Annotated in this window: 25 protein-coding genes; 12 read left to right on the top strand and 13 right to left on the bottom strand. The window is 61.7% G+C overall.

The window, feature by feature from the left end:
• Positions 1 to 105 precede the first annotated feature (105 nt).
• The 3 genes from ilvD to KVG91_RS11635 form a co-directional block, all read right to left on the bottom strand.
• On the bottom strand, positions 106 to 1,947 hold the full coding sequence (gene ilvD, locus KVG91_RS11645; RefSeq protein ID WP_057723488.1) for a dihydroxy-acid dehydratase: 1,842 nt from the start codon (positions 1,945 to 1,947) through the stop codon (positions 106 to 108).
• Between the two features lie 227 nt (positions 1,948 to 2,174).
• Positions 2,175 to 3,365, bottom strand: a complete 1,191-nt coding sequence (locus tag KVG91_RS11640; protein ID WP_169376101.1) for an MFS transporter — start codon at positions 3,363 to 3,365, stop codon at positions 2,175 to 2,177.
• A gap of 125 nt (positions 3,366 to 3,490) precedes the next feature.
• Positions 3,491 to 4,687, bottom strand: coding sequence for a class I SAM-dependent rRNA methyltransferase (locus tag KVG91_RS11635; protein WP_015886370.1), 1,197 nt, complete (start codon positions 4,685 to 4,687; stop codon positions 3,491 to 3,493).
• Positions 4,688 to 4,965: 278 nt separating this feature from the next.
• Here KVG91_RS11635 and KVG91_RS11630 point away from each other — a divergent pair, with 278 nt between their 5' ends.
• Together KVG91_RS11630 and mutM are read left to right on the top strand one after the other, a co-directional pair.
• Entirely contained in the window at positions 4,966 to 5,778 is an 813-nt protein-coding gene (locus KVG91_RS11630; protein WP_217894914.1) for an HDOD domain-containing protein, read from the top strand.
• A gap of 22 nt (positions 5,779 to 5,800) precedes the next feature.
• Positions 5,801 to 6,613, top strand: a complete 813-nt coding sequence (gene mutM / locus KVG91_RS11625; protein WP_169376099.1) for a bifunctional DNA-formamidopyrimidine glycosylase/DNA-(apurinic or apyrimidinic site) lyase — start codon at positions 5,801 to 5,803, stop codon at positions 6,611 to 6,613.
• Between the two features lie 124 nt (positions 6,614 to 6,737).
• Here mutM and KVG91_RS11620 read toward each other — a convergent pair whose 3' ends face one another.
• From KVG91_RS11620 to KVG91_RS11600, 5 genes are all read right to left on the bottom strand, one after another.
• Complete coding sequence (locus tag KVG91_RS11620) at positions 6,738 to 6,989, bottom strand: YfhL family 4Fe-4S dicluster ferredoxin (RefSeq protein ID WP_169376098.1); 252 nt, start codon at positions 6,987 to 6,989, stop codon at positions 6,738 to 6,740.
• A 102-nt stretch (positions 6,990 to 7,091) separates the two neighbouring features.
• Positions 7,092 to 7,571, bottom strand: a complete 480-nt coding sequence (gene coaD / locus KVG91_RS11615; protein WP_049711086.1) for a pantetheine-phosphate adenylyltransferase — start codon at positions 7,569 to 7,571, stop codon at positions 7,092 to 7,094.
• Positions 7,572 to 7,674: 103 nt separating this feature from the next.
• Positions 7,675 to 9,270, bottom strand: coding sequence for a GMC family oxidoreductase (locus KVG91_RS11610; RefSeq protein WP_169376097.1), 1,596 nt, complete (start codon positions 9,268 to 9,270; stop codon positions 7,675 to 7,677).
• Positions 9,271 to 9,417: 147 nt separating this feature from the next.
• Positions 9,418 to 9,963: a twin-arginine translocation pathway signal protein gene (locus KVG91_RS11605; protein WP_169376096.1), complete on the bottom strand. Its 546-nt coding sequence runs from the start codon at positions 9,961 to 9,963 to the stop codon at positions 9,418 to 9,420.
• Between the two features lie 27 nt (positions 9,964 to 9,990).
• Complete coding sequence (locus KVG91_RS11600) at positions 9,991 to 11,418, bottom strand: coniferyl aldehyde dehydrogenase (RefSeq protein ID WP_169376095.1); 1,428 nt, start codon at positions 11,416 to 11,418, stop codon at positions 9,991 to 9,993.
• Positions 11,419 to 11,564: 146 nt separating this feature from the next.
• Between KVG91_RS11600 and KVG91_RS11595 the strand changes: the two genes are divergently transcribed.
• Positions 11,565 to 12,236: a TetR/AcrR family transcriptional regulator gene (locus KVG91_RS11595; protein WP_169376094.1), complete on the top strand. Its 672-nt coding sequence runs from the start codon at positions 11,565 to 11,567 to the stop codon at positions 12,234 to 12,236.
• 33 nt (positions 12,237 to 12,269) lie between these two features.
• Positions 12,270 to 13,124 carry a sulfurtransferase gene (locus KVG91_RS11590; RefSeq protein ID WP_169376093.1) on the top strand — a complete coding sequence of 285 codons (855 nt, stop codon included), beginning with the start codon at positions 12,270 to 12,272 and terminating at the stop codon, positions 13,122 to 13,124.
• A 127-nt stretch (positions 13,125 to 13,251) separates the two neighbouring features.
• On the opposite strand, the gene KVG91_RS11585 is transcribed toward KVG91_RS11590, so the two are convergent.
• From KVG91_RS11585 to KVG91_RS11570, 4 genes are all read right to left on the bottom strand, one after another.
• Positions 13,252 to 14,238 carry a hydrolase gene (locus KVG91_RS11585; protein WP_169376092.1) on the bottom strand — a complete coding sequence of 329 codons (987 nt, stop codon included), beginning with the start codon at positions 14,236 to 14,238 and terminating at the stop codon, positions 13,252 to 13,254.
• A gap of 146 nt (positions 14,239 to 14,384) precedes the next feature.
• Positions 14,385 to 14,993, bottom strand: coding sequence for a 16S rRNA (guanine(966)-N(2))-methyltransferase RsmD (gene rsmD, locus KVG91_RS11580; protein ID WP_076953130.1), 609 nt, complete (start codon positions 14,991 to 14,993; stop codon positions 14,385 to 14,387).
• A complete protein-coding gene (locus KVG91_RS11575) occupies positions 14,993 to 16,483 on the bottom strand; it encodes a M16 family metallopeptidase (RefSeq protein ID WP_169376091.1) in 1,491 nt (496 codons plus the stop codon). The genes rsmD and KVG91_RS11575 overlap by 1 nt, the downstream gene beginning before the upstream one ends.
• Complete coding sequence (locus KVG91_RS11570; RefSeq protein WP_169376090.1) at positions 16,476 to 17,831, bottom strand: M16 family metallopeptidase; 1,356 nt, start codon at positions 17,829 to 17,831, stop codon at positions 16,476 to 16,478. Before KVG91_RS11570 ends, KVG91_RS11575 begins: the two co-directional genes overlap by 8 nt.
• Before the next feature lie 231 nt (positions 17,832 to 18,062).
• Here KVG91_RS11570 and ftsY point away from each other — a divergent pair, with 231 nt between their 5' ends.
• The 4 genes from ftsY (at position 18,063) to rpoH (ending at position 22,114) form a co-directional block, all read left to right on the top strand.
• Entirely contained in the window at positions 18,063 to 19,439 is a 1,377-nt protein-coding gene (ftsY, locus tag KVG91_RS11565) for a signal recognition particle-docking protein FtsY (RefSeq protein ID WP_169376089.1), read from the top strand.
• Entirely contained in the window at positions 19,436 to 20,107 is a 672-nt protein-coding gene (gene ftsE, locus KVG91_RS11560; RefSeq protein ID WP_003213784.1) for a cell division ATP-binding protein FtsE, read from the top strand. Before ftsY ends, ftsE begins: the two co-directional genes overlap by 4 nt.
• Positions 20,104 to 21,129, top strand: a complete 1,026-nt coding sequence (ftsX, locus tag KVG91_RS11555; protein WP_169376088.1) for a permease-like cell division protein FtsX — start codon at positions 20,104 to 20,106, stop codon at positions 21,127 to 21,129. The genes ftsE and ftsX overlap by 4 nt, the downstream gene beginning before the upstream one ends.
• A gap of 130 nt (positions 21,130 to 21,259) precedes the next feature.
• Complete coding sequence (gene rpoH, locus KVG91_RS11550; protein ID WP_169376087.1) at positions 21,260 to 22,114, top strand: RNA polymerase sigma factor RpoH; 855 nt, start codon at positions 21,260 to 21,262, stop codon at positions 22,112 to 22,114.
• 191 nt (positions 22,115 to 22,305) lie between these two features.
• On the opposite strand, the gene mtgA is transcribed toward rpoH, so the two are convergent.
• Positions 22,306 to 23,028: a monofunctional biosynthetic peptidoglycan transglycosylase gene (mtgA, locus tag KVG91_RS11545; RefSeq protein ID WP_169376086.1), complete on the bottom strand. Its 723-nt coding sequence runs from the start codon at positions 23,026 to 23,028 to the stop codon at positions 22,306 to 22,308.
• Positions 23,029 to 23,102: 74 nt separating this feature from the next.
• Between mtgA and KVG91_RS11540 the strand changes: the two genes are divergently transcribed.
• From KVG91_RS11540 to trmB, 4 genes are all read left to right on the top strand, one after another.
• A complete protein-coding gene (locus KVG91_RS11540) occupies positions 23,103 to 23,483 on the top strand; it encodes a DUF423 domain-containing protein (protein WP_169376085.1) in 381 nt (126 codons plus the stop codon).
• A gap of 71 nt (positions 23,484 to 23,554) precedes the next feature.
• Positions 23,555 to 23,755, top strand: coding sequence for a sulfur carrier protein ThiS (gene thiS / locus KVG91_RS11535; protein ID WP_169376084.1), 201 nt, complete (start codon positions 23,555 to 23,557; stop codon positions 23,753 to 23,755).
• A gap of 48 nt (positions 23,756 to 23,803) precedes the next feature.
• Positions 23,804 to 24,598 carry a thiazole synthase gene (locus KVG91_RS11530; RefSeq protein WP_169376083.1) on the top strand — a complete coding sequence of 265 codons (795 nt, stop codon included), beginning with the start codon at positions 23,804 to 23,806 and terminating at the stop codon, positions 24,596 to 24,598.
• Positions 24,599 to 24,607: 9 nt separating this feature from the next.
• Positions 24,608 to 25,333 (top strand): tRNA (guanosine(46)-N7)-methyltransferase TrmB, encoded by a 726-nt coding sequence (gene trmB / locus KVG91_RS11525; protein WP_169376082.1) that lies wholly within the window; start codon positions 24,608 to 24,610, stop codon positions 25,331 to 25,333.
• Positions 25,334 to 25,414 lie beyond the last annotated feature (81 nt).

Genomic DNA, 25,414 nt, shown 5'->3' with positions numbered 1-25,414 from the left:
ATCGCAGGCAAGCCAGCTCCCACATGTTGATCTCCAGGGGTTTGGGGATTTACTGCAGGCAAAAAAATGCCCCGCACATGGCGGGGCATTTTTTATGCGCGAGTCTTACAGACCGTCGAGCATCGCCTTGTTGCGCACTGCACCTTTGTCGGCACTGGTCGCCAACAGCGCATAAGCTTTCAGCGCGGTCGTCACTTTACGTGGACGTTTTTCCACCGGTTTCCAGCCTTTCTTGTCCTGCTCGACCCGGCGTGCCGCCAGTTCTTCATCGCTGATCAACAGGTTGATCGAGCGGTTCGGAATGTCGATCAGCACCTTGTCGCCATCTTGCACCAGGCCAATCGCGCCGCCGGCAGCGGCTTCCGGCGAAGCGTGGCCGATGGACAGGCCCGAGGTGCCGCCGGAGAAACGGCCATCGGTCAGCAGGGCGCAGGCTTTGCCCAGGCCTTTGGACTTCAGGTACGACGTGGGGTAGAGCATCTCCTGCATACCCGGGCCGCCTTTGGGGCCTTCGTAGCGGATGATCACGATGTCGCCTTCTTTGACTTCGTCGGCGAGGATGCCGCGTACCGAGCTGTCCTGGCTTTCGTAGATCTTGGCGCGACCTTCGAAGACGTGGATGGATTCATCCACACCCGCGGTTTTGACCACGCAGCCATCGAGGGCGATGTTGCCGTACAGCACGGCCAGGCCGCCTTCTTGGGAGTAGGCGTGCTCGACACTGCGGATGCAGCCGTTTTCACGGTCATCATCCAGGGTGTCCCAACGGGTCGACTGGCTGAATGCCGTCTGGGTCGGGATGCCGGCCGGGCCTGCCTTGAAGAAGGTGTGCACGGCTTCGTCGTCGGTCTGGGTGATGTCCCACTTGGCGATGCCTTCGGCGAGGGACGTGCTGTGCACGGTCGGCAGGTCGGTGTGCAACAGGCCGCCACGGGCCAGGGAACCGAGGATCGAGAAGATCCCGCCGGCGCGGTGCACGTCTTCCATGTGGTACTTCTGGATGTTCGGCGCGACTTTGCACAGTTGCGGCACATGACGGGACAGGCGGTCGATGTCGCGCAGGTCGAAATCGATCTCGGCTTCCTGGGCGGCGGCCAGCAAGTGCAGGATGGTGTTGGTGGAACCGCCCATGGCGATATCCAGGGTCATGGCGTTTTCGAACGCCTTGAAGTTGGCGATGTTGCGCGGCAATACCGACTCATCGTTCTCGGTGTAGTAACGCTTGCACAGCTCGACGATGGTGCGACCGGCCTGCAGGAACAGCTGCTCGCGGTCGCTGTGGGTGGCCAGTGTGGAACCGTTGCCCGGCAAGGCCAGGCCCAGGGCTTCCACCAGACAGTTCATCGAATTGGCGGTGAACATGCCGGAGCACGAACCGCAGGTCGGGCACGCGCTGCGCTCGTATTCGGCGACCTTCTCGTCGGACGCGCTGGAGTCGGCGGCGATCACCATGGCGTCGACCAGGTCGAGGCCGTGGGAGGCGAGCTTGGTCTTGCCGGCTTCCATCGGGCCGCCGGAGACGAAGATCACCGGGATGTTCAGGCGCAGGGCGGCCATCAGCATGCCGGGGGTGATCTTGTCGCAGTTGGAGATGCACACGATGGCGTCGGCGCAGTGGGCGTTGACCATGTATTCCACGGAGTCGGCGATGATCTCGCGGCTCGGCAGGGAATACAGCATGCCGTCATGGCCCATGGCGATGCCGTCATCCACGGCGATGGTGTTGAACTCCTTGGCCACGCCGCCGGCGCGTTCGATCTCGCGGGCGACCAGTTGGCCCAGGTCCTTGAGGTGGACGTGGCCCGGTACGAACTGGGTGAACGAGTTGGCAATCGCGATGATCGGCTTCTTGAAGTCGTCATCCTTCATCCCCGTGGCACGCCACAATGCGCGCGCGCCGGCCATGTTGCGGCCGTGGGTGGATGTTTTCGAGCGGTAATCAGGCATTGGAGCACTCCGGGCGGCTAATCGGTATCAAAAGGGAGTGAGCTTCTATTGACGTCAGGAACACTCAGAAAATGGCCGTGTGTCCGGAAGTTGCCACTCGCGTCGCGGGATCGCCGCTTGCTTGGGCCTCGAGCTCATAAACCCGCCGGGGGATGACTGGCGATGAATAGGGCCGATTCTACACCGCTGGCGGCTGGAGGGAATGGGCGCAACCGTGAAGATGGCCGCTACGGGACGTGCGGGCGCCGCCGCGCCCATGAGTTCAAAGCCAGGGCGGCGAGGCTCAGGATCAGGAAACACAGGCCAAGTGCGGTGCTCAGCTGATGAGTAAAGGTGCTGATAAACGCACTGATACAACCGCCAGCGATAAACAGCGTTGCCGCAACGGCGGAGGCCGCCGTCCCCGCGTTGTCTGGAAACAGGCTCATGGCCTTGGAGTTGGAAATGGGCCGGGTGATGGTGGTGCCCGCCGTGCAGAGCAGCATGGGCACCAGCACGGTCGGGGTTGATAAGCCGAGCTGGTAGGCCAACAGCAGCATGACCACGCCAGAAATCGCGATCAGCACCAGCCCGACCGCCATCTGGGTCGCCGCCGCCAGCCGTTTATGCAGGAAACTTGCACAGACACCCCCCAGTACGTAGGCGGCGCCGTAGAGGAGCAAGGTCAAGGAGTACTCATGGGGCGACAGTTTCAACTGATCCATGAAAATAAGCGGTGAAACCACGATGAATGAGAAATGGCAGGCGAAGGTGATCGCGGAGATCGTGGCGTAGCTGGCGAAATGTCTGTTGGCGAAGACCTTGGCGTAGGCCTTCAAGATACCCTGCTGGCTTGGTGCAGTTGGAGGCAAGCCGCCCTGCAGTAACCGGTGGGCCATGATCAACGTTGCCGCACAGAGGGCGATAAACGCGTAGAAGCTGGCTTGCCACCCCCACTGCAGTTGCAGCCACGCGCCCAGCAACGGGGAAACCGAAATGAAGATTCCCCCGGCCGTGGCCATGGCTATGCGCAACCGCTCCTGTTCCCTGCCGAAAAAGAGGTCTTGCACCAGCGCTTGGGACAGTATGAAGCCGCCGCAGCCCATGGCCTGGATGACACGAAAGAACAGGAATTGAGGCGTGTTTGTGGCGACCAGGCATCCGGCCGCGCCAAGGATTGCCACTGCCATGCTGCCCAGCAGCAGCTTCTTGCGGCCGATCCTGTCGGACAGCGGGCCGATCAGCAGCATCGAGCAGGAAAATCCGATGGCGAACAGGCTGACGGACCGAGCGATATGGGTGGTCGAGGTGTGGAAGTGTTCAGCCAGGGCGGGAAAGGAGGGCAGTACGACGTCAAGCGGGAAGACGCCCAGCAACGTCATGGTCATCAGCCAGAAAACCGTGAACGGTTTTTCAGCGAGTGTGGTTGCCTTCGACATGAGCGAGCCTCGGTTCCGTGAGGGGGTCGAGGATCGAGTCTGCAACGCGGAAAGTCAAAGCCTGGGGCGGCAGGACATTTCCTGAAAACCTGTAGGAACCCGCAAGTCCCTACAGGGCAACAGCCTCAGCTATTCGGCAGCAACCGGCACGTAATGCTCTTGATATAGCGCGTTTCGACAATCGCCGGATGCACCGGATGATCCGGGCCCTGGCCACCACGTTCCAGCATCTGGATATTGCGGTCCAGGTGGCGGGCGCTGGTCAGCAGGATGTTTTGCAGGTCATCTTCCGGCAGGTGCATGGAGCACGACGCGCTGACCAGGATGCCGTCCTTGCTGAGCAGGCGCATGGCTTGCTCGTTGAGGCGGCGGTAGGCGCCTTCACCGTTCTTCATGTCTTTCTTGCGTTTGATGAAGGCCGGCGGGTCGGCGACGATCACGTCGAAGCGCTCTTCGCTGGCTTTCAGTTCTTTCAACGCTTCAAACACGTCGCCTTCGATGCAGGTCATCTTCTCGGCCACGCCGTTCAGCGCTGCGTTGCGCTCCACGCCGTCAAGGGCGAAGGCGGAGGCGTCGACGCAGAACACTTCACTGGCGCCGAAAGCGGCGGCTTGCACGCCCCAGCCGCCGATGTAGCTGTACAGGTCCAGCACGCGCTTGCCTTTGGCGTACGGGGCCAGGCGGGCGCGGTTCATGCGGTGGTCGTAGAACCAGCCGGTTTTCTGGCCCTGGATCACCGGGGCTTCGAACTTCACGCCGTTTTCTTCCAGCGCGACCCACTCCGGCACCAGGCCGAACACGGTTTCGACGTAGCGGTTGAGGCCTTCGGCGTCGCGTGCGGCGGAGTCGTTCTTGAACAGGATGCCGCTCGGCTTGAGCACTTGGGTCAGCGCGGCGATCACGTCTTCTTTATGGGCTTCCATGGTCGCCGAGGCGATCTGCACGACGAGAATGTCGCCGAAACGGTCGACCACCAGGCCTGGCAACAGGTCGGAATCGCCGTAGACCAGGCGGTAGAACGGCTTGTCGAACAGGCGATCACGCAGGGACAGGGCGACATTGAGGCGGTGCACCAGCAGCGACTTGTCCAGCGGCAACTTGATGTCGCGCGACAGCAGGCGGGCGCAGATCAGGTTGTTCGGGCTCATGGCCACGATCCCCAGCGTCTTGCCGCCGGCCGCTTCCAGGATAGCCTGGTCGCCTGCCTGGAAGCCGTGAAGCGGGGTGGCCGCCACGTCGATTTCGTTGCTGTAGACCCACAGGTGGCCGTTGCGCAAACGACGATCGGCATTGGCTTTGAGGCGCAGGCTTGGCAGGGACATGACGTCGCTCCGGAAAAAAGAGCGGGAGTATACCTGTTGCGCAACGCTTCATGTGGGAGCTGGCTTGCCTGCGATGCCGACGACGCGGTGTATCTGACGTACGGTGGTGATGCTATCGCAGGCAAGCCAGCTCCCACATTTTGTCCGTGCTCAGTCGGGTATTTGAGGTGTCGGTCAGCTTTGCTTAAGGGTTAGAATCCCCGCCTAGCCCAGAGTATCTACCTATGTCCCCAGAGCTTTCCGCCGAACAGATCCAACAGGCCCTGCAAGGCATCAGCGTGCCGCCCCAACCGCAAATCATGGTGGATTTGCAGATGGAGCAATACATGCCCGATCCGGACCTGGAAGTCATCGCGCGGTTGATCTCCCAGGACCCCGGCCTGTCCGGCGCGCTGCTGAAGATCGTCAACTCGTCCTATTACGGGCTGAGCAACAAGATCGCTTCGATCCAGCGCGCGGTGAACCTGCTGGGCAGCCGGTCGGTCATCAACCTGATCAACGCGCTGTCGATCAAAGGCGAGATGAGCGACGACACCATCGTCACCCTCAATCGCTTCTGGGACACCGCCCAGGATGTGGCCATGACCTGCCTCACGCTCGCCAAGCGCACCGGCGCCCAGGCGGTGGACGAGGCCTATGCGTTGGGCTTGTTCCACGATTGCGGCGTGCCGCTCATGCTCAAGCGCTTTCCCAACTACATGGCAGTGCTCGAACAGGCTTATGCCAATGCCGGCCCCGACTGCCGCGTGGTCGACACCGAGAACAATGCGTTCAACACCAACCATGCCGTGGTGGGGTACTACACCGCCAAGTCCTGGCGCCTGCCGGAGCATGTGACCGACGCCATCGCCAACCACCACAACGCCCTGGCGATTTTCAGCGATGAGTCGTCGCGCAATTCCCAGCTTAAAAACCTGTTGGCGATCCTGAAAATGGCCGAGCACATCTGTTCGTCCTGCCGCGTGCTGGGCAACCAGTCCGTCGATCATGAGTGGAATGCCGTTGGCCATCTGGTGCTGGATTACGTAGGCCTGTCGGACTACGACTTCGAGAGCCTGAAGTTGTCGATCCGCGAGCTGGGCGCGCACTGACCCCTTCCCTCACGAGGTACACATGCCCGAGTTACCTGAAGTCGAAACCACCCGGCGCGGCATCGCACCGCACCTGGAAGGCCAACGCGTCAGCCGCGTGGTGGTGCGTGAGCGACGCCTGCGCTGGCCGATCCCGGACGACCTGGATGTGCGCCTGTCCGGGCAGCGCATCGTGCTGGTGGAACGGCGCGCCAAGTATCTGCTGATCAATGCCGAAGTGGGCACCCTGATCAGCCACTTGGGCATGTCGGGCAACCTGCGCCTGGTTGAGGTCGGCATGCCGGCGGCCAAACATGAGCATGTGGATATCGAACTCGAGTCCGGCTTGGCGCTGCGCTACACCGACCCTCGGCGTTTCGGCGCAATGCTCTGGAGCCAGGACCCGCACAACCACGCCCTGCTGATCCGCCTGGGGCCGGAGCCGCTGACTGACTTGTTTGACGGCGAGCGCTTGTTCCAGTTGTCCCGTGGGCGGTCAATGGCGGTGAAGCCGTTCGTCATGGACAACGCGGTGGTGGTGGGCGTGGGCAATATCTATGCGACCGAGGCGTTGTTCGCAGCAGGGATTGACCCGCGTCGCGAGGCGGGCGGGATTTCGCGGGCGCGTTATCTGAAGCTGGCGATCGAGATCAAGCGCATCCTGGCCGCTGCCATCGAGCGCGGCGGCACCACGTTGCGTGACTTTATCGGTGGCGACGGGCAGCCGGGGTATTTCCAGCAGGAACTGTTCGTTTATGGCCGAGCGGGTGAGGCGTGCAAGGTCTGCGGGACCGAGTTGCGCAATGTGGTGCTGGGGCAACGGGCGAGTGTGTTTTGCCCCAAGTGTCAGCGCTGAGTGCGAGGTGATGGCTGATGCCGCCATCGCAGGCAAGCCAGCTCCCACATTTGGATTTGTGAATACCTTCAAAAAGTGGGAGCTGGCTTGCCTGCGATGAGGCCCAGCCAGCCAACACAAGGCTTCAGACCTTACCGGTAATTTTCCGGTATTTCTCCATCAACTGCTCTTCGGTCTCCGGACGGGCTTCGTCCAACGGAATGCAATCCACCGGGCACACCTGCTGGCACTGGGGTTCGTCATAGTGGCCGACACACTGGGTGCACAGGTTGGGGTCGATCACGTAGATCTCTTCGCCTTGGGAAATCGCGGCGTTCGGGCACTCGGGTTCGCAGACGTCGCAATTGATGCAATCGTCGGTGATGATCAGGGACATGGATACTCCTGCCAGGGCAATCAGCCAAGGCATCTGAAAACTAATGCGCGCAATTGTGCCGCATTGGCGCCCCCAGTGCGAGCAGGCGCCGATCGAGCGGTCTTACTTCTTGAAGCGCAAGGTCAGCGCATCCGCCACGGCGGGGTGCACGAACTTGGTGATATCTCCGCCCAAAGCGGCAATTTCACGGACCAACGTCGAGGAAATGAACGAATAACGTTCCGACGGTGTGAGGAACAGGCTTTCGACGTCCGGCGCCAGTTGGCGGTTCATGTTGGCCAGCTGGAATTCGTATTCGAAGTCCGACACTGCGCGCAGGCCGCGCAGGAACACGTTGGCGTTCTGCTCTTTGGCGAAATGCGCCAGCAGCGTGGCAAAACCCACCACTTCCACGTTGGGCAGGTGTTTGGTGACCTCACGCGCCAGCTCCACGCGCTGTTCCAGGGGAAACAGCGGGTTTTTCTTGGGGCTGGCCGCGACCGCGATGATCACATGGTCGAACAAGCGTGAGGCACGTTCGACCAGATCGCCATGGCCTTTGGTAATCGGGTCGAAGGTTCCTGGGTACAACACTCGGTTCATCGCGTCGTCCTGGCGGAGTCCGTTGGGGAACCGGATGGTATCGCAGCCTTCCCGGTCGGCCAAGTCGACTTGTGTAGATACCTGCGCCGAATCGAGGGTTTTTTCATGCTGTTTTCAGACGTTCGGCCAAAGCTGTCGCCAGTTGGGCGCACATTCCATACACCGACAATTGGGGGTTGGCGCCAATGCTGGTGGGGAAGAGCGAGCCGTCGTGGATCGACAGGTTGCGCAGCTGGTGATGGCGACCGAGGCTGTCGGCCACTGCGTTTTTCGGGTCTTCGCCCATGGCGCAACCGCCCATCACGTGGGCGCTGCCCAGGCAGGTGCGGTGCAGTTCCAGGTTCAGGCCGTCGATCAGGCTGCGCGCTTCGGCCAGGGATTTCACGTAGCGCGCATCATGGTGCAGCGGCTTGACCGACTTGGCGCCCGCCGCGAACTGAATCTCGGCCATGCTCTGAAACGCACGGCGCAGCCCGTCCCAGGCATAGTCCGACACCGGGTAGTCGAGCACCGGCGTGCCATCGCCGCGCAGCTCCACGCTGCCGCCCGGGCTGTCGGGGTGGAAGCCGTCGCGCAGCAGTGCCAGCATCGCGTGGGTATTGGGCAGTTGGCTCATATCCAGAGCGTTCTGGTCGCCGTAGCCACCGAGCAAGGTACTGGCCAACGCAGGGTGTAAGGGCGGAGCTTCGAGTTTGTAGGACATCTTCCCGGTGGTGCCGTCCTGCCACTGGAAATGGTCGGAATAGATCGATTGCGGCGCGCCGTAGAACGGGTTGATGACCTCATCGAACAACCCGGCAGAGAAATTCACCAAGTGCAGGAAGGTCCGCTTGCCCAGCCGCGAGTGCGGGTCCGGAGCGCTCGAGCGCATCAGCAACGCCGGGCTGTTGATGCCGCCGCCCGAGAGCACGTAATGCTTGGCTTTGACCGTGATCTTGCGTCCGTTCGGCGCCACGCACAGGTTGTCCATGGCCACGCATTCCAGGCGGCTGATGGTGTCGCCGCTGTAGACGAGGCGTTCGGCGCGCGCCAGGTAGAGCAGCTCACCGCCTTTTTCCAGGGTGGAGGGGATGGTGGTCACCAGCATCGATTGCTTGGCGTTGACCGGGCAGCCCATGCCGCAATAACCCAGGTTGAAACAGCCGCGCACATTGCGCGGGATCACATGCCAGCTGTAACCGAGCTTTTCGCAGCCTTTGCGTATCACATCGTTATTGGCGTTGGGCGGCAGGGCCCAGGGCGCGATGCCCAGGCGCTGCTCCATTTTTTCGAACCAGGGCGCCATTTCCGTGCTGCTGTGACCCTTTACCGCGTATTCGCTGGCCCAGTGGGCGAGGGTGGCGTCCGGGGTGCGAAAGCTCGATGTCCAGTTGATCAGCGTCGTGCCGCCCACTGCTCGGCCCTGCAGGATGGTAATCGCGCCGTCCTTGCTCATGCGGCCGATACCTTCCTGGTACAGGCTGGTGTAGGCCTCGTCTTCCAGCAGTTTGAAATCACTGCTGGTCTTGAGCGGGCCTTCTTCGATCAACAACACTTTGTAGCCCGCCGCACTGAGGATTTCAGCGGTGGTACCGCCGCCGGCGCCGCTGCCGATAATGGCCACATCGGCTTCCAGGGTCAGGTCGTTGTCGAGGGCGGCGCCATTGTGGGTTTTCCAGCCACGGGCCATGCCGTCGCGGAACAGATCGGGTACGGGCATAGGAGTGCACTCTTATTTTTGTACGAAGTTGCGATCAATGTGGGAGCTGGCTTGCCTGCGATAGCGGTCTGCCTGCTGATGAATGCATCGCTGATTCACCGCCATCGCAGGCAAGCCAGCTCCCACATTGGATCGGGTTGTCAAAGGCTAGATTTTGGGTGGCCCGGGGTAGCCGCACTGCGCCCACGCCGCCGGCTGGTAGTACCAGGCCATGATCACCAGCTTGAGCAGCGAGCCCTGGCCCATGCGCAGCAGGTTCAAATAGCTGTTTTCCCAGCGGTGCAGGAAGTGGCGGATCTGCTCGCCGCTGGCGTTTTCCCAACTGCCCCAGACCCCGGTCAACGGCCCACGGGTGATGCCCATGCCGAGCACATCGAACAACTGCTGGGTGAGCTTGAACATTTCCGGGGACAGGCGTTGCAGGCTGAAGTCGAGCTTTTTGAGTGTGTCTTCAATCCCGTTGGCGATGTCCTGGGCGCTGGCCACGCCTTCGAGCAATACCGGGATCACCGCGCGCAGGAACGGCAGGTCACTGCTGCGCAATAAGGCAAAGCCGCTCGCCGGGGTGCTGCTGGAGCAGCCGCTGAGGCTGGCGCCAAGCCCGGCGGTGGCCAGGAAGGCGCTGGCACACAGGCCGATTTTCAAGACGCTGCGCCGCGACAGCGCAGGTGTTTCAGTCAGGCTAGGGTTCATTGTTATTGTTATCCCGTGGTGGCGGTTTCAGCGCACGAACAGTTTCTGGATCAACTTCTGGATGGATTTGCCGTAGGGCGGGTAGATCAGCTTCGCCGCGTTCAGGCGTTGCTTCACCAGCACGCCCTTGGCCTTGCTGAAGGTGAGAAAACCTTCATGGCCGTGGTAGTGGCCCATGCCCGATGGGCCGATGCCGCCGAATGGCATATCGTCCTGGGCCACGTGCAGCAACGTGTCGTTCAGGCACACGCCACCGGAATGGGTTTCGTGGAGCACGCGGTTTTGCTCGAGCTTGTTGTAGCCGAAGTAATACAGGGCCAGCGGGCGCGGTCGTTGGTTGATGTAGGCAAAAGCCTGGTCGATGCCGCGATAAGGCACGATCGGCAGCACCGGGCCGAAGATCTCGTCCTGCATCACGGTCATGTCGTCGCTGACATTCAGCAACAGGCTGTGAGCCATACGGCGCCCCTGGCCCTGGTCGTACAGTGGAATCAAGGTGGCGCCCTTGTCCGTGGCGTCCTTGATGTAGGCATTGAGCCGAGTCAGTTGTCGTTCATTGATGATGGCGGTGTAGTCCGGATTGTCGTCCAGAGTCGGATAAAACCCGCGAACAGCCTGGGTGTAGGCTTCGACAAAGCCGTCGACACGCTCTTGCGGCACCAGCACGTAATCCGGTGCCACGCAGGTCTGGCCAGCGTTCAAGGCTTTACCGAAAGCGATGCGCTCGGCGGCGTCCTTGAGCGGAACATCGGCGGACACGATGGCTGGCGACTTGCCGCCCAATTCCAGGGTGACCGGCGTGAGGTGTTCGGCCGCAGCGCGCATCACCTGTTTGCCAATGCTGGTGGCGCCGGTAAACAGCAAGTGATCGAAGGGCAGCCTGGAAAAGGCCATGCCGACTTCGGCTTCACCGAGCACCACGCACACCAGGTCTTCGGGGAATATTTTCGCCAACAGCGCCTTGAGCAACTCGCCGGTGGCAGGGGTGGATTCGCTGAGCTTGAGCATCACCCGGTTGCCGGCGGCCAACGCGCCGACCAGCGGGCCGATGGCCAGGTACAGCGGATAATTCCAGGGCACGATCACCCCGACCACGCCCAAGGGCTGGTAGATGACTTTGGCCGAAGCAGGTTGGAAGGCGATGCCTACCGCTCGCCGGGAAGGTTTCATCCAGCCCTTGAGGTGTTTGCTGGCATAGTGAATGCCATGCAGGCTGGGCATGAGTTCGGCGAACAGGGTTTCATCGGCGCTGCGGTGGCTGAAGTCCTGGCTGATCGCGTCGATCAGCGCCTGGCGCTCGTTGCTGAGCACCTCGCGCAGGGCCTTGAGCCATTGCTGGCGCTGTGCTGCCGGCGGCATCGGGTTGGCGGCGTAGGCACGACGTTGGGTGTCGAACAGATCCTGCAGTTGATCCAGCGCCTGGGCATCTTGCAGGTAGGCAACGTTGGCAGACATGGCGGCGTTCCCGATTGTTATAGGTCTGCCTGGATTTTTAGAGTCATTACTCTAAATTGTCAAATGTCATTACGTCCGCCTGTGGATTTATCCCTGCAGGAATAGGCCGTAAGATGTTCCATCACGTGTACAGAAGCTGACCCCCTATGGCACCGCGAGTAAAGACCAGCGAGCGCATTGTGCAAACCAGCCTGGAGCTTTTTAACGAGCAGGGCGAGCGCAGCGTGAGCACCAATCACATTGCCGCCCACATGGAAATTTCGCCGGGTAACCTGTACTACCACTTCCCCAACAAGCAGGCGATCATCGCCGTGCTGTTTCGCGAATACGAAGCCCTGGTGGACAAGTTCCTGCGCCCGCCCCAGGGCCGCGCGGTCACCGTCGAAGACAAGCGCTTCTACCTGCAAGCCGTGCTGGCCGGCATGTGGCGCTACCGCTTCCTGCACCGCGACCTTGAACATCTGCTGGAAAGCGACCCGGAGCTGGCCACCGGCTATCGGCGCTTTTCCCAGCGCTGCCTGACCCAGGGCGGCGCGATCTATCAAGGGTTTGTCGATGCGGGCATCCTCGATATGGACCCGGTGCAAACCGAGGCCCTGACCCTCAATGCCTGGATTATCCTCACCTCCTGGGTACGGTTCTTGTGCACCACCAATGAAAACTCCACGCATTTGAGCGCCGAGGCGATCAAGCGCGGGGTCTACCAGGTGCTGGTGCTGGAGGCCGGGTTTGTCACGCCCCAGGCCAAAGAAGCGGTGGACGCATTGTTCAAAGAGTTTTACGTGCCGTTGAATCAGGCATTGGAAGAAGTGAAGTAGGACCTTTCCCGAATCTATTCATAGGAGTCCGTCATGCCGCTTGCCCAACTGATCAGCCCCCAGCAACTGGCCGAGCGCCAGAAGGCGGGCGGGGTGGTGATCCTGGATTGCCGTTTTGCCCTGGAAGACCCGGACTACGGGCGCTGCAGCTATGCCGAGGGGCATATCGAGGGCGCACAGCATGCTGACCTGGAGCGCCACCTCAGTGGGCCGGTCACCAAGGGCGTGACCGGTCGCCACCCGTTGCCTGCTGCAGATACCTTTCTTCGGCAATTGCGGGCCTGGGGCATCAGCGCCGACACCGAGGTGGTGCTGTATGACGACGGTCCTGGCGCTTATGCCGCCAGGGCCTGGTGGCTGCTGGTCTGGCTGGGCAAGCGTGATGGCGTGTTTGTGCTCGATGGTGGGCTCAAGGCTTGGCACGCCGCGGGCTTCCCGCTGAGCCTGGATACGCCGGTTGTTGAGCCTGGGACCTTCGCCGGTACGCCGGACAATCGCCTGCTTCTGGATGCCGAACACCTGCAAAAACGCCTGGGCCAGCCGGGATTGACGCTGATCGATGCACGCACCCAGCCGCGTTTTCGCGGCGAAGTGGAGCCCATTGACCCGATAGCCGGGCATATTCCCGGTGCGCAATGCGCGGCGTTCAACGAAAACTTGGGCAGTGACGGCCGCTTTCTGCCGGCAGACCAGCTCAAGCAGCGCTTCGCCGCCCAACTGCAGGGCCGTTCGCCGGATGAATTGGTGGCGTATTGCGGTTCCGGCGTGACGGCATGCCACAACTTGTTCGCCCTGAGCTTGGCGGGGTATCCGTTGGGCAAGTTGTATGCGGGGTCGTGGAGTGAGTGGATTACTGATCCACAGCGGGCGATTGCTACCGGCGACTGAGTCCGCTGGGATGTAAACCCAATCAAAATGTGGGAGTTGGCTTGCCTGCGATAGCATCAACCGGGTGTGCCTGATGTGCCGAGATGACTGCATCGCAGGCAAGCCAGCTCCCACATGTTTAACCGTGTTATGCCAGTAACCATTGGGGGATGCGGCGCTCAAGGTAGTAGGTCGGGCGTTTGAGCGATCCATCCACGAATCCCACATGCCCACCCTTGGCCAGCAACTCAAACTCAGTGCACTCCGACAGTTCACTCGCCTCGGGCAAGCTATGAGCAAACACAAACGGATCATCAGCCGCCTGGATGATCAGCGTCGGCGTGCGAATACCACCCAAGTAATAGCGGCTCGACGCGCGGCGGTAGTAATCCTCGGCACTCAAGAAACCATGCAGTGGCGCGGTCACCCGGCCATCAAAATCCCAGAACGTACGCATCTTTTCCAGTGAACCGAGCGCCTCCAGGGCTTTGAGCCCGTCTGCCTGTCCATCCCTTAGAAACCGGCTTTGCTTGATCCGGATGTACGCCAGCATTTCGCGCATGAAGTGTTTCTGATAAAACCGCGAGAGGCCCAAGCCGATACGGTCCGCACACTGGTCCAGGCGAAACGGCACCGACACCGCCACCGCGCCTTGTAGCGCCGAGGCCTCGCCGGTTTCCCCCAGATGCTTGAGCAGCACGTTGCCGCCCAGCGAATAGCCCACCGCATATAACGGCGCCAACGGTCGCTTGGCCCGCAGATGGGCAATCGCCGCCGCCAGGTCTTCACTGGCGCCGGAGTGATAACTGCGAGCCAGCAGGTTCGGCTCCCCCGAACAACCACGCCAGTTCAACGCTGCGCTGGCCCAGCCTTGAGTGGCGAGGGCTTTTTGCAGACCGGCTACATAAGGCGAGTTGGAGGAGCCGGTCAGCCCGTGAAGTACCAGTACCAAAGGCGCGTGCGCATCGTGCGGGCCGTGCCAGTCGAGGTCGAGGAAGTCGCCGTCGTCCAGCCACAGGCGTTCGCGTTGGCGTTCGATATGCGTGGTGGGACGCCACAGCGGACCCCACAGGGTTTGCAGGTGGGGGTTGCCGAGGCCGAAAGCGGGGGTGAATTTCTCAGCAAAAGACTTCATGGATATCTCTGTAGTGAGCGGGCTTGTCCCGCGCTGGGGGGCGAAGCCGCCCTAATCCGGCCAACGCATTCTTCCAGACAACACTCAGGCGCCTGGTTTTGGGGCGGCTACGCCACCCAGCGCGGGACAAGCCCGCTCACTACAGGTCAGGCGATGTTGCGATGCCACAGTGCGTAATACACCCGTCCGGACTTCTGTTCCCGGTGCAGGCGCCAGGCGCCCGGCAGGCCGAGAGTGGAAGGCGCGGTTTCGCTTTCAGTGTAGATCCATGCATCCGGCGCCAGCCATTGGCGCTCTTCCAGCAGCGTGCAGACGGCCGGTAGCAGGTTCTGGTTGAACGGCGGGTCAAGGAACACCACGTCGTACTCGCTGGCCGCCTGGGTTTCCAGGTAACGCAGCGCGTCGGCGGTTTGCACCTGGCCGTTGGTGCAACGCAAGGTGCCCAGGTGTTCCTTGAGGCTCGAGACGGCGACGTTGCTCGCATCCAGCGCCTGGGCCTGGGACGCGCCACGGGACAGCGCCTCCAGGAACAAAGCGCCGCTGCCGGCGAACGGGTCCAGCACCTTGGCGCCGGCGATGTACGGCGCGAGCCAGTTGAACAGGGTTTCGCGCACACGGTCTGGCGTCGGACGCAGGCCGACGACGTCGGGGAAGCTCAGCTTGCGGCTGCCCCATTCGCCGCCAATGATGCGCAGTTGGCCCACACCGTTATGCACGTTGTGGACAGGTTTTTTCGGGCGAGATGAACTGGCCATTAATGCTCCGGAACCCCGAGCGGCTGCTCGGCGGGTTTATCAGTGGGGGGCGGTAGTGGCTTTTGCGCAATCGTCGGGCCGGCGGTCACGATGACCATTTTGTCGGCGCTCAAGTGTTTGTTCATTGCCGTCTTGACCTGCTCGACGGTCAGGGCCTGGGATTGTTTCATGAAATCTTCCAGATAGCTCAGCGGCAGGTTGTAGAAACCCATCGCGCCGAGCTGCCCGACGATATCGGCGTTGCTGGCGGTAGACAGCGGGAAGCTGCCGGCCAGTTCACGCTTGGCGTCATCCAGTTCCTTCTGCGTCGGGCCGGTCTTGAGGTAATCGGCCACGACCTCCTCGACCAGGCGCAGGGTGCCGCCGCTCATTTCGGCGCGGGTCTGCAGATTGATCATAAACGGGCCACGCACCTGCATCGGTGAGAAGCCGGAGTACACGCCGTAGGTCAGGCCGCGCTTTTCACGCACTTCGCTCATCAGGCGGGTGCCGAAACCACCGCCGCCAAGGATCTGGTTGCCCAGTGACAAGGCTGCGTAGTCCGGATCGGCGCGGTCGATACCCAGTTGTGCGAACAGCAGGTGCGTCTGCTTGGACGGGAACTCGATATGGCTCAGGCCCGCCTTGGGCTCCGTCGGCTCGGCGATCTTCGCCAGTGCCGGGCCCTTGGGCAGCGAGGCGGATACCTTGGCGGTCATGGCCTCGGCTTCGGCACGGGTCAGGTCGCCCACCACGGCAATCACCGCGTTACCCGCGGCATAGGCTTTGGCGTGGAACGCCTGCAACTGCGCCAGGGTAATCTTCGGAACACTCTGCGGCGTGCCTTCGCTCGGGTGCGCGTAGGGATGCTCGCCGTACAGGCGCTTGAACAGCTCAAGGTTCGCCAGCTTGGCAGGGTTCTGCTTCTGGTACTCGAAACCGGCCAGGATCTGGTTCTTGATTCGTGCCAGGGAGTCGGCGGGGAAGGTCGGCTTGCCGATCACTTGATCAAACAGCTCCAGGGCGGCATCGCGTTTATCGCTGTCGCTGAGGCTACGCAGGGAAACCAGCGCCATGTCGCGGTAAGCGCCGTTGCCAAAGTCCGCGCCCAGGCCCTCGAAGCCACTGGCAATCTGGCTGACATCCTTGCCCGGCACGCCTTCGTTGAGCATGGCGTTGGTCATCAACGCCAGGCCCGGTACATTGCCGTCCTGGCTGCTGCCGGCGGCGAACAGGATGCGCACGTCAAACATCGGCAGCTCGTGGGCTTCGACGAACAGCACCTTGGCGCCTTCGGCGGTGGTCCAGGTTTGCACGTCGAGCTTGCGGTTGGTCGGCGCCTTGCCGTCCAGTTCCGCCAGGGATTGCAGCGTGTTGCTCGACTCGGCTTTTTCCAGCGCCGTACTGGCCACTGATTCGCTCGGGCGCAGGAAATACACGGCACTGGCAGCGATCAAGGTGACAACGATCAGGCCGGGGAAGATCAGGCGGCTGCTTTTGCGATCACTCATGAGCGGTCTCCAGGGGCAGGACATGGGCGACGCTGAGACGTTCGCGGGTGAAATAGGTGCGCGCGGCTTTCTGGATATCTTCCGGGGTCACGCTTTGCAGGTCGGCAAGTTCAGTGTCCATCAGTTTCCAGGACAGGCCGACGGTTTCCAGCGAGCCGATGGCCGTGGCCTGGCTGGTAATGGAGTCACGCTGGTAGACCAGGCCGGCAATGACCTGGGCGCGGATGCGCTCCAGTTCCTCGGCGGTCGGCGGCTTGGCTTTCAACTCATCCAGCAGGCGCCACAGGCCGGCTTCGGCTTGGGCGACGGTTTTCTTCTTCTGCTGGTTGGGGGTGGCGCTGAGCATGAACAGCGTGTCGCCACGGGTGTAAGCGTCGTAGTTGGTCGAGGCGGCGGAGACCAGCTCTTCACCGCGCTCCAGTTGCTCGGAGATACGCGCGCTGTAACCACCGTCCAACAAGGCTGAGATCAGGCGCAGGGCCTGCACCGAGCGTTTGTCTTCGGCGGTGGCCAGGCCCGGTACGTTAAAGCCCAGGATCACGCTCGGCAGTTGGGTCTGCACATGCATCGTCAACTGGCGCTCGCCGGGCTCGGCCAGCTCCATCGGGATCTTGGCCGGCGGTACGTCACGCTTGGGGATCGGGCCAAAGTAGCGCTGGGCCAGGTTTTTCACCTCGTCCGGGGTGACGTCGCCGACCACCACCAGGGTGGCGTTGTTCGGCACGTACCAGGATTGGTACCAGTGGCGCAGCTCCTCGACTTTCATGCGGTCAAGGTCGGCCATCCAGCCGATGGTCGGCGTGTGATAGCCGCTGGCGGGGAAGGCCATGGCCTTGAAACGCTCATAGGCCTTGGACATCGGATTGTCGTCGGTGCGCAGGCGGCGCTCCTCCTTGATCACCTCGATCTCGCGGCTGAACTCGTCGGCCGGCAGGCGCAGGCTGGCCATGCGGTCGGCTTCCAGTTCGAAGGCGACGCCCAGGCGGTCGCGGGCCAGCACCTGGTAATAGGCGGTGTAGTCGTCGCTGGTGAAGGCGTTCTCTTCGGCGCCCAGATCGCGCAGGATCAGCGAGGCTTCGCCTGGGCCAACCTTGGCGCTGCCCTTGAACATCATGTGCTCCAGGGCGTGGGATAAGCCGGTCTGGCCCGGGGTTTCGTAGCTCGAGCCGACCTTGTACCAGACCTGAGACACCACCACCGGCGCGCGATGGTCTTCGCGCACGACGACCTTGAGGCCGTTGTCGAGGGTGAATTCATGGGTGGGTTGTGGGTCGGCAGCCAAAGCTGAAAGGGGCAGACAAACTGTGCTGAGCAGCAGGCCTGCGGCGCGGCGGGCTAGAGCATTCATTCGTTTTTTAACCTGTTGGACTGCCCGCGTGGTCTTAGCGTCGGCGGGCGAGGAGGTGCTAGGATACTGATCCGACCTAGGGACGGCCACTATGGCTGTCTTGTTAAGGCCCTATTTTGGCCTTCAAAATGTTGCGCATGAACGAGCGGGCTTTAAAACAGTCTGTTACGCATCGAATTTTATTTACCGAAGCGCCCCTTGGCGCGTCGCTACCTTGAGATAGCCGTCTCCATGTTTGGTTCCAACGACGACAAGAAGACCCCAGCTGCGGCTGGCGAGAAAAAAGGCCTGTTCGGATGGCTGCGTAAAAAGCCGCAGGAAACCGTCGACGAACAGCCGCAGGTTCAGCCTGAGCCGCCCATTGAACCGGTTGCGGCAGAACCCGTAATAGAAACCGAACCGGTTGCCCAAACCCCAGCGCCGGTGGTGCTGCCGTTGACCGAACCGGTATTGCAGCCGGTAGTCGAGGCTGCTCCAGAGCCAGAGCCAGAGCCAGAGCACCAGCCGTGGCCGGAACTTCCGGTGGCTGAAGAGCCTGTCGCCTTCGTTGAGGACCTGCAGGCCGACCAGGTGGCGCCGCCGATTCGCGCAGTGGTCGAGCCGGTCGAGGTTATCGGCGAGCCCGCAGCCCCCGCCCTCATCGAGCCGGAACCTGCCGCCGCGGCTGCCGAAACCAGCAAAACCGGGTTCTTCGCCCGCCTCAAGCAAGGCCTGAGCAAGACCAGCGCCAGTATTGGCGAAGGCATGGCCAGCCTGTTCCTGGGCAAGAAAGTCATCGATGACGAATTGCTCGAAGACATCGAGACCCGCCTGCTCACCGCCGACGTGGGCGTCGAAGCCACCGCCGTGATCATCCAGAGCCTCACCCAGAAAGTTGCACGCAAGCAACTGACCGATGCCGACGCCCTGTACAAATCCCTGCAGGCCGAGCTGGCCGCCATGCTCAAGCCCGTCGAAGCGCCGCTGGTGATCACGCCGAACAAGCCGTTCGTGATCCTGGTGGTTGGCGTCAACGGTGCCGGTAAGACCACCACCATCGGCAAGCTGGCCAAGAAGCTGCAGTCCGAAGGCAAGAAAGTCATGCTGGCTGCCGGCGACACCTTCCGGGCCGCAGCGGTTGAGCAATTGCAGGTCTGGGGCGAGCGCAACAAGATCCCGGTCATCGCCCAGCACACCGGCGCGGATTCGGCCTCGGTGATCTTCGACGCCGTGCAAGCCGCCAAGGCGCGCAATATCGACGTGCTGATCGCCGATACCGCCGGTCGCCTGCACACCAAGGACAACCTGATGGAAGAGCTGAAGAAAGTGCGCCGCGTGATCGGCAAGCTCGACGCCGAGGCCCCCCACGAAGTGCTGCTGGTGCTGGATGCCGGCACCGGCCAGAACGCCATCAGCCAGGCCAAGCAATTCAACCAGACGGTACAACTGACTGGCCTGGCGTTGACCAAGCTCGACGGCACGGCCAAGGGCGGTGTGATCTTCGCCCTGGCGAAACAGTTCGGGTTGCCGATTCGTTATATCGGTGTCGGTGAAGGCATCGACGACCTGCGCACCTTTGAGGCCGAACCCTTTGTACAGGCACTGTTTGCCGAGCGGGAGCGTTCATGATTCGATTCGAACAGGTCGGTAAACGCTACGCCAACGGGCATGTGGGCTTGCATGAGCTGAGCTTTCGAGTGCGTCGTGGCGAATTCTTGTTTGTAACCGGTCACTCCGGCGCCGGCAAAAGTACCCTGTTGCGCCTGCTGCTGGCCATGGAACGCCCGACCACCGGCAAGTTGCTGCTGGCAGGCCAGGACCTGGCCACCATCAGCAATGCGCAGATTCCGTTCCTGCGCCGTCAGATCGGCGTGGTGTTCCAGAATCATCAATTGCTGTTCGACCGCACGGTATTCAACAACATTGCGTTGCCATTGCAGATCCTCGGATTGTCCAAGGCCGAGATCGTCAAACGCGTGGACTCGGCCCTGGAGCGCGTAGCGCTATCGGACAAGACCGATCTCTACCCCGGCGACCTCTCCACCGGCCAGCAACAGCGCGTCGGCATTGCCCGCGCCATCGTCCACCGCCCGGCGCTGCTGCTGGCGGACGAGCCCACCGGCAACCTTGACCCACGCCTGGCCGCCGAGATCATGGGTGTGTTCGAAGACATTAACCGCCTGGGCACCAGCGTGCTGATCGCCAGCCACGACCTGGCGCTGATCGCGCGCATGCGCCATCGCATGCTGACCCTGCAACGCGGCCGCCTGATTGGTGATGGGGAGGCCGGCGTATGAGTGCGACACGCAGCCCTAAGGTCTCCGAGCGTGTGGCGCCGAAACCGGCCGATCCGCAACCGAAGAAGAAAAAACACGATCACGACGACGACGGCCCGGACTTCGGCACCCTGTTGCGTGCCTGGATCGAAAGCCATCGCGCCAGCCTGCTCGACAGCCTGCGCCGCCTGGGCAAGCAACCGATCGGCAGCTTTTTCACCTGCCTGGTGATGGCCGTGGCTTTGAGCCTGCCGATGGGCTTGTCGCTGTTGCTCAATAATGTCGAGCGCCTGGGCGGTTCCTGGCAGCGTGCGGCGCAGATTTCGCTGTACCTGAACCTGGATGCCAGCACCCAGCAAGGCGAAGCGCTGCGCAATGACATCAAGAACATGCCTGGCGTGGCGGATGCCGAGTACGTCAGTCGCGACCAGGCCCTTGAGGAGTTCCAGCAACAATCCGGCCTGGGCGAAGCACTTAAAGAGCTGCCGCAGAACCCGCTCCCGGGCGTGGTGCTGGTGACCCCGAACGAAGTCGACAAGACCGCCCTGGAAGCCCTGCGACAAAAACTCGCAGCGCTGCCCAAGGTGCAACAAGCCCAACTTGATCTAGTCTGGGTAGAGCGCCTGGCGGCGATCCTCAAGCTGGGCGACCGCTTCGTGTTCGGGTTGACGGTGCTGTTGGTGTCTGCATTACTTTTGGTGATAGGTAATACCATTCGTCTTCATATTGAAAACCGTCGCACCGAGATAGAAGTGATTAAACTGGTCGGCGGCACAGACAGCTATGTGCGTCGTCCTTTTCTGTACATGGGCGCGCTTTATGGCTTCGGTGCGGGGATTTTGTCCTGGGGCGTGCTGGCGTTTGGCCTGGATTGGCTGAACGACGCGGTGGTCGGGCTTGCCGGGCTCTACGGCAGCGATTTTGCGTTGGCCGGCGTGCCGGTCGCCGATGGTTTGAGCCTCTTGCTTGGCGCGGTATTGTTGGGGTATATCGGTGCCTGGATTGCAGTCGCACGGCATTTGCGTGAGCTGGCGCCGAAGTAATTAATGTCAGATTAATGTGGTTTTGTTTGTATTGGCCGTATTGGCGGTATAGGGAACTTGTCCTACGGTTCCTAGGTCAATTTTCGCAGTGCTGAACTGCACGAGTTATGTGAGTCGGAGGTTTTTTCGTATGACCACTTCTTTGCAACCTGTCTATGCCTTGGCGCCGGGTGCGAACCTGGAAGCCTATGTGCACACGGTCAACAGCATTCCATTGCTGACGCCGGAGCAGGAGCGTGAACTGGCCGAGAGTCTCTACTATGAGCAGGATTTGGGGGCGGCTCGGCAGATGGTGCTCGCCCACCTGCGTTTTGTCGTACATATCGCCCGTAGCTATAGCGGCTACGGGCTGGCCCAGGCTGACCTGATCCAGGAAGGCAACGTCGGCCTGATGAAGGCTGTGAAACGCTTCAACCCTGAAATGGGTGTGCGCCTGGTGTCGTTTGCCGTGCATTGGATCAAGGCGGAAATCCACGAATTCATCCTGCGCAACTGGCGCATCGTGAAAGTGGCGACCACCAAGGCCCAGCGCAAGTTGTTCTTCAACCTGCGCAGCCAGAAAAAACGCCTGGCGTGGCTGAACAACGAGGAAGTCCACCGCGTGGCCGAAAGCCTCGGCGTGGAGCCCCGTGAAGTGCGCGAGATGGAAAGCCGCCTGACCGGCCATGACATGGCCTTCGACCCGGCCGCCGAAGCGGACGACGACAGCGCCTTCCAATCGCCGGCCAACTACCTGGAAGACCACCGGTACGACCCGGCGCGTCAACTGGAAGACGCCGACTGGAGCGACAACTCCAATCACAACCTGCACGAAGCGCTGGAAGTGCTCGACGACCGCAGCCGTGACATTCTCTACCAGCGCTGGCTGGCGGAAGAAAAAGCCACGCTGCACGACCTGGCGCAGAAGTACAACGTGTCGGCCGAGCGGATTCGTCAGCTTGAGAAAAGCGCGATGAACAAGTTGAAACTGTCGATTGCTGCTTAAAACAAAGCGAAGAGACAAAAAATGCCCCGATCGAAAGATCGGGGCATTTTGTTTGCGCTCGGAAAGTATCAAGCCTGACGCGGTTCAATGTGGGAGCTGGCTTGCCTGCGATGACGTCGTGTCAGCCAGGCATCTGTTGACTGACCCACCGCTATCGCAGGCAAGCCAGCTCCCACAGGACCCTCGTTGTGTCAGTCGGACCAGGGGGCCTTGCGGGCGTTGTTCAGCTCCAGCAAGTAGCCATCGCCGCCGAGCTGGCTCATCTGCTGACGAATCCACGCCGCGCGCCGCGCCACATAGGCGGTCGGATGGCTGGCGCTCCACACGCGTGGGTTAGGCAACACGGCCGCCAGATAACTGGCCTGCTGCCGCGAAAGCCCCTTGGCGCTCACCCCAAAATGATGCCGCGCCGCCGCCTCTGCGCCAAACACACCGTCATCCCATTCGACGCTATTGAGGTACACCTCAAGAATTCGCTGCTTGGGCCACAACACCTCGATCAACCCGGTAAACCACGCCTCCAGGCCCTTGCGCAGATAACTGCGCCCGGCCCACAGGAACAGGTTTTTCGACACCTGCTGGCTCAATGTACTGGCGCCGCGAATCGAACCGCCGCGCTCGTTGTGCAGGATCGCCGCCTGGATTGCATTGAAATCAAAGCCCCAATGTTGCGGGAAACGCTGGTCTTCACCGGCCATCACCGCCAGTTTGAGGTCATCGGAAATCTCGTCCCAGGACACCCAGTCGCGCTGCAGGTCAATGGGCTCGCCGCCGAACCAGGACTCGACCTTGCGCTCCACCATCAGCGCGGTGAAAGGCGGCGGGACCACGCGAAACAGCAGCACCAGCAGCACACTGCCAATGGCAAACCATTTCAGGACATTGAGAAAACGTTTGAAGAGGAGACGCAGCATAGAGATGGCTTGGCCGAACCCGTTGAGCGGGCCATTATACAGACCCTGTCCCATGAGTCTGACCGGAGTTCCTCATGCTGCGTAGCTTTCTGATGCTGGCTGCCTTTTTCGGCTTCACCGGCGTCGCCCTTGGCGCCTTTGCCGCCCATGGCCTGAAAAACCGCCTGAGCGCCGAGTACCTGGCGATCTTCCACACCGGCGTGACTTACCAACTGGTGCATACCCTGGCACTGTTTGGCGTGGCGTTGTTGGCGGCGCATATTCCCGGCCGGCTGGTGACCTGGGCAGGTATAGCGTTCGTGGTCGGCATCCTGCTGTTCTCCGGCAGCCTGTATGTGCTGACCCTGACTGGCATCAGTAAACTCGGGATCATCACGCCGTTTGGCGGTCTGGCGTTCCTGTTGGGTTGGTTCTTTCTGGGGCTCGCCGCATGGCGCTTGCAGCTGACCGCTTGACGCTTGAAGCTGACCTTCGGCCCCCAATCGCGCTAGAATGCGGGCCCCTAAAAACGATGGCGGCCCGCGGCATGCGCATTCAGTTGAACGGCGAACCCCTTGAACTGCCCGACGGTGAAACCGTCGCGGCCCTGCTGGCCCGCCTGGAGTTGACCGGGCGTCGCGTCGCAGTGGAACTCAACCTGGATATCGTCCCGCGCAGCCAGCACGAAGGTACCGCCCTCAGCGACGGTGACCAGGTCGAAGTGGTCCACGCCATTGGCGGCGGCTAGTCGCCTGTCCGAATTCTGCAGAACCTCACCCCAATTCGAGGATTTCCCATGAGCATCGTTCGTAGCGACAAGCCCTTCGTCCTGGCCGGTCGTACCTACCAGTCCCGTCTGCTGGTCGGCACCGGCAAATACCGCGACATGGAAGAAACCCGCCTGGCCATCGAGGCCTCGGGCGCCGAGATCGTCACCTTCGCCGTACGCCGCACCAACCTCGGCCAGATCGAGGGCGAGCCCAACCTGCTCGAAGTCCTGTCGCCAAACCGCTACACCTTCCTGCCGAATACCGCCGGTTGCTACGACGCCATCGAAGCCGTGCGCACCTGCCGCCTGGCCCGTGAACTGCTCGACGGCCACAACCTGGTGAAGCTGGAAGTGCTGGCCGACCAGAAAACCCTGTTCCCCAACGTGATCGAAACCCTCAAGGCCGCCGAGACCCTGGTCAAGGAAGGCTTTGACGTGATGGTCTACACCAGCGATGACCCGATCATCGCGCGCCAACTCGCGGAAATCGGCTGCATCGCGGTGATGCCGTTGGCCGGTCTGATCGGTTCCGGCCTGGGCATCTGCAATCCGTACAACCTGCAGATCATCCTTGAAGAAGCCAAGATCCCAGTGCTGGTGGACGCGGGCGTGGGCACTGCCTCCGACGCTACCATCGCCATGGAACTGGGCTGCGACGCGGTGCTGATGAACTCGGCCATCGCCCATGCCCAGCACCCGATCATGATGGCCGAAGCCATGCAACACGCCATCGTCGCGGGCCGCCTGGCCTACCTCGCCGGGCGCATGCCGAAAAAACTCTACGCCAGCGCCTCTTCGCCGCTGGATGGTCTGATCAAGTAAGAGCCATTGATGACTGAATCAAACGAAACGCCGAACACCCTCGAAGCAGGCGACGAGTCCAAGCACCGCCGCATCAAGAGTTTTGTGATGCGCGCCGGTCGCATGACCGAAGGCCAGCAAAAGGGCCTGGAACAAGGCACGCCACTGTTCGTGTTGCCCCTGGCCGACGCGCCGGTGGACTATGACCAGGTCTTCGGCCGTTCGGCCCCGCGTTCCTTGGAAATCGGCTTCGGCATGGGGCATTCCCTGCTGGAGATGGCTGCGGCCGCGCCGGACCAGGACTTCATCGGTGTGGAAGTGCACCGCCCCGGTGTCGGTGCGCTGCTCAATGGCGTACTGACCCAAGGCCTGACCAACCTGCGGGTTTACGACTGCGACGCGATCGAAGTGCTCAACCGCTGCATCGCCGATAACAGCCTCGACCGCCTGATGCTGTTCTTCCCCGACCCCTGGCACAAGGCTCGCCATCACAAGCGCCGCATCGTCCAGGCCTCCTTTGCCGAACTGGTGCGCAGCAAGCTCAAGGTCGGCGGCATCCTGCACATGGCCACCGACTGGGAACCGTACGCGGAATACATGCTGGAAGTGATGAACGTCGCCCCCGGCTACCGCAACCTGGCCGAAGACGGCAAATGCGTGCCGCGCCCGACCGAGCGCCCGATCACCAAGTTCGAACGCCGCGGCGAGCGGTTGGGGCATGGGGTTTGGGATTTGAAGTTCGAAAAGCTGGCGTGACCCGCCCCTGACTTGAAATGCAATCGAATGTGGGAGCTGGCTTGCGTGCGATAGCATCACCTTGGTATCAATGATGTACCG

Origin of the sequence: Pseudomonas azadiae (assembly GCF_019145355.1) — a bacterium.
Classification (GTDB): Bacteria; Pseudomonadota; Gammaproteobacteria; order Pseudomonadales; family Pseudomonadaceae; genus Aquipseudomonas; species Aquipseudomonas azadiae.
The sequence above is the reverse complement of the archived record's forward strand: the minus strand, read 5'-3'. Positions and strand labels throughout refer to the sequence as shown.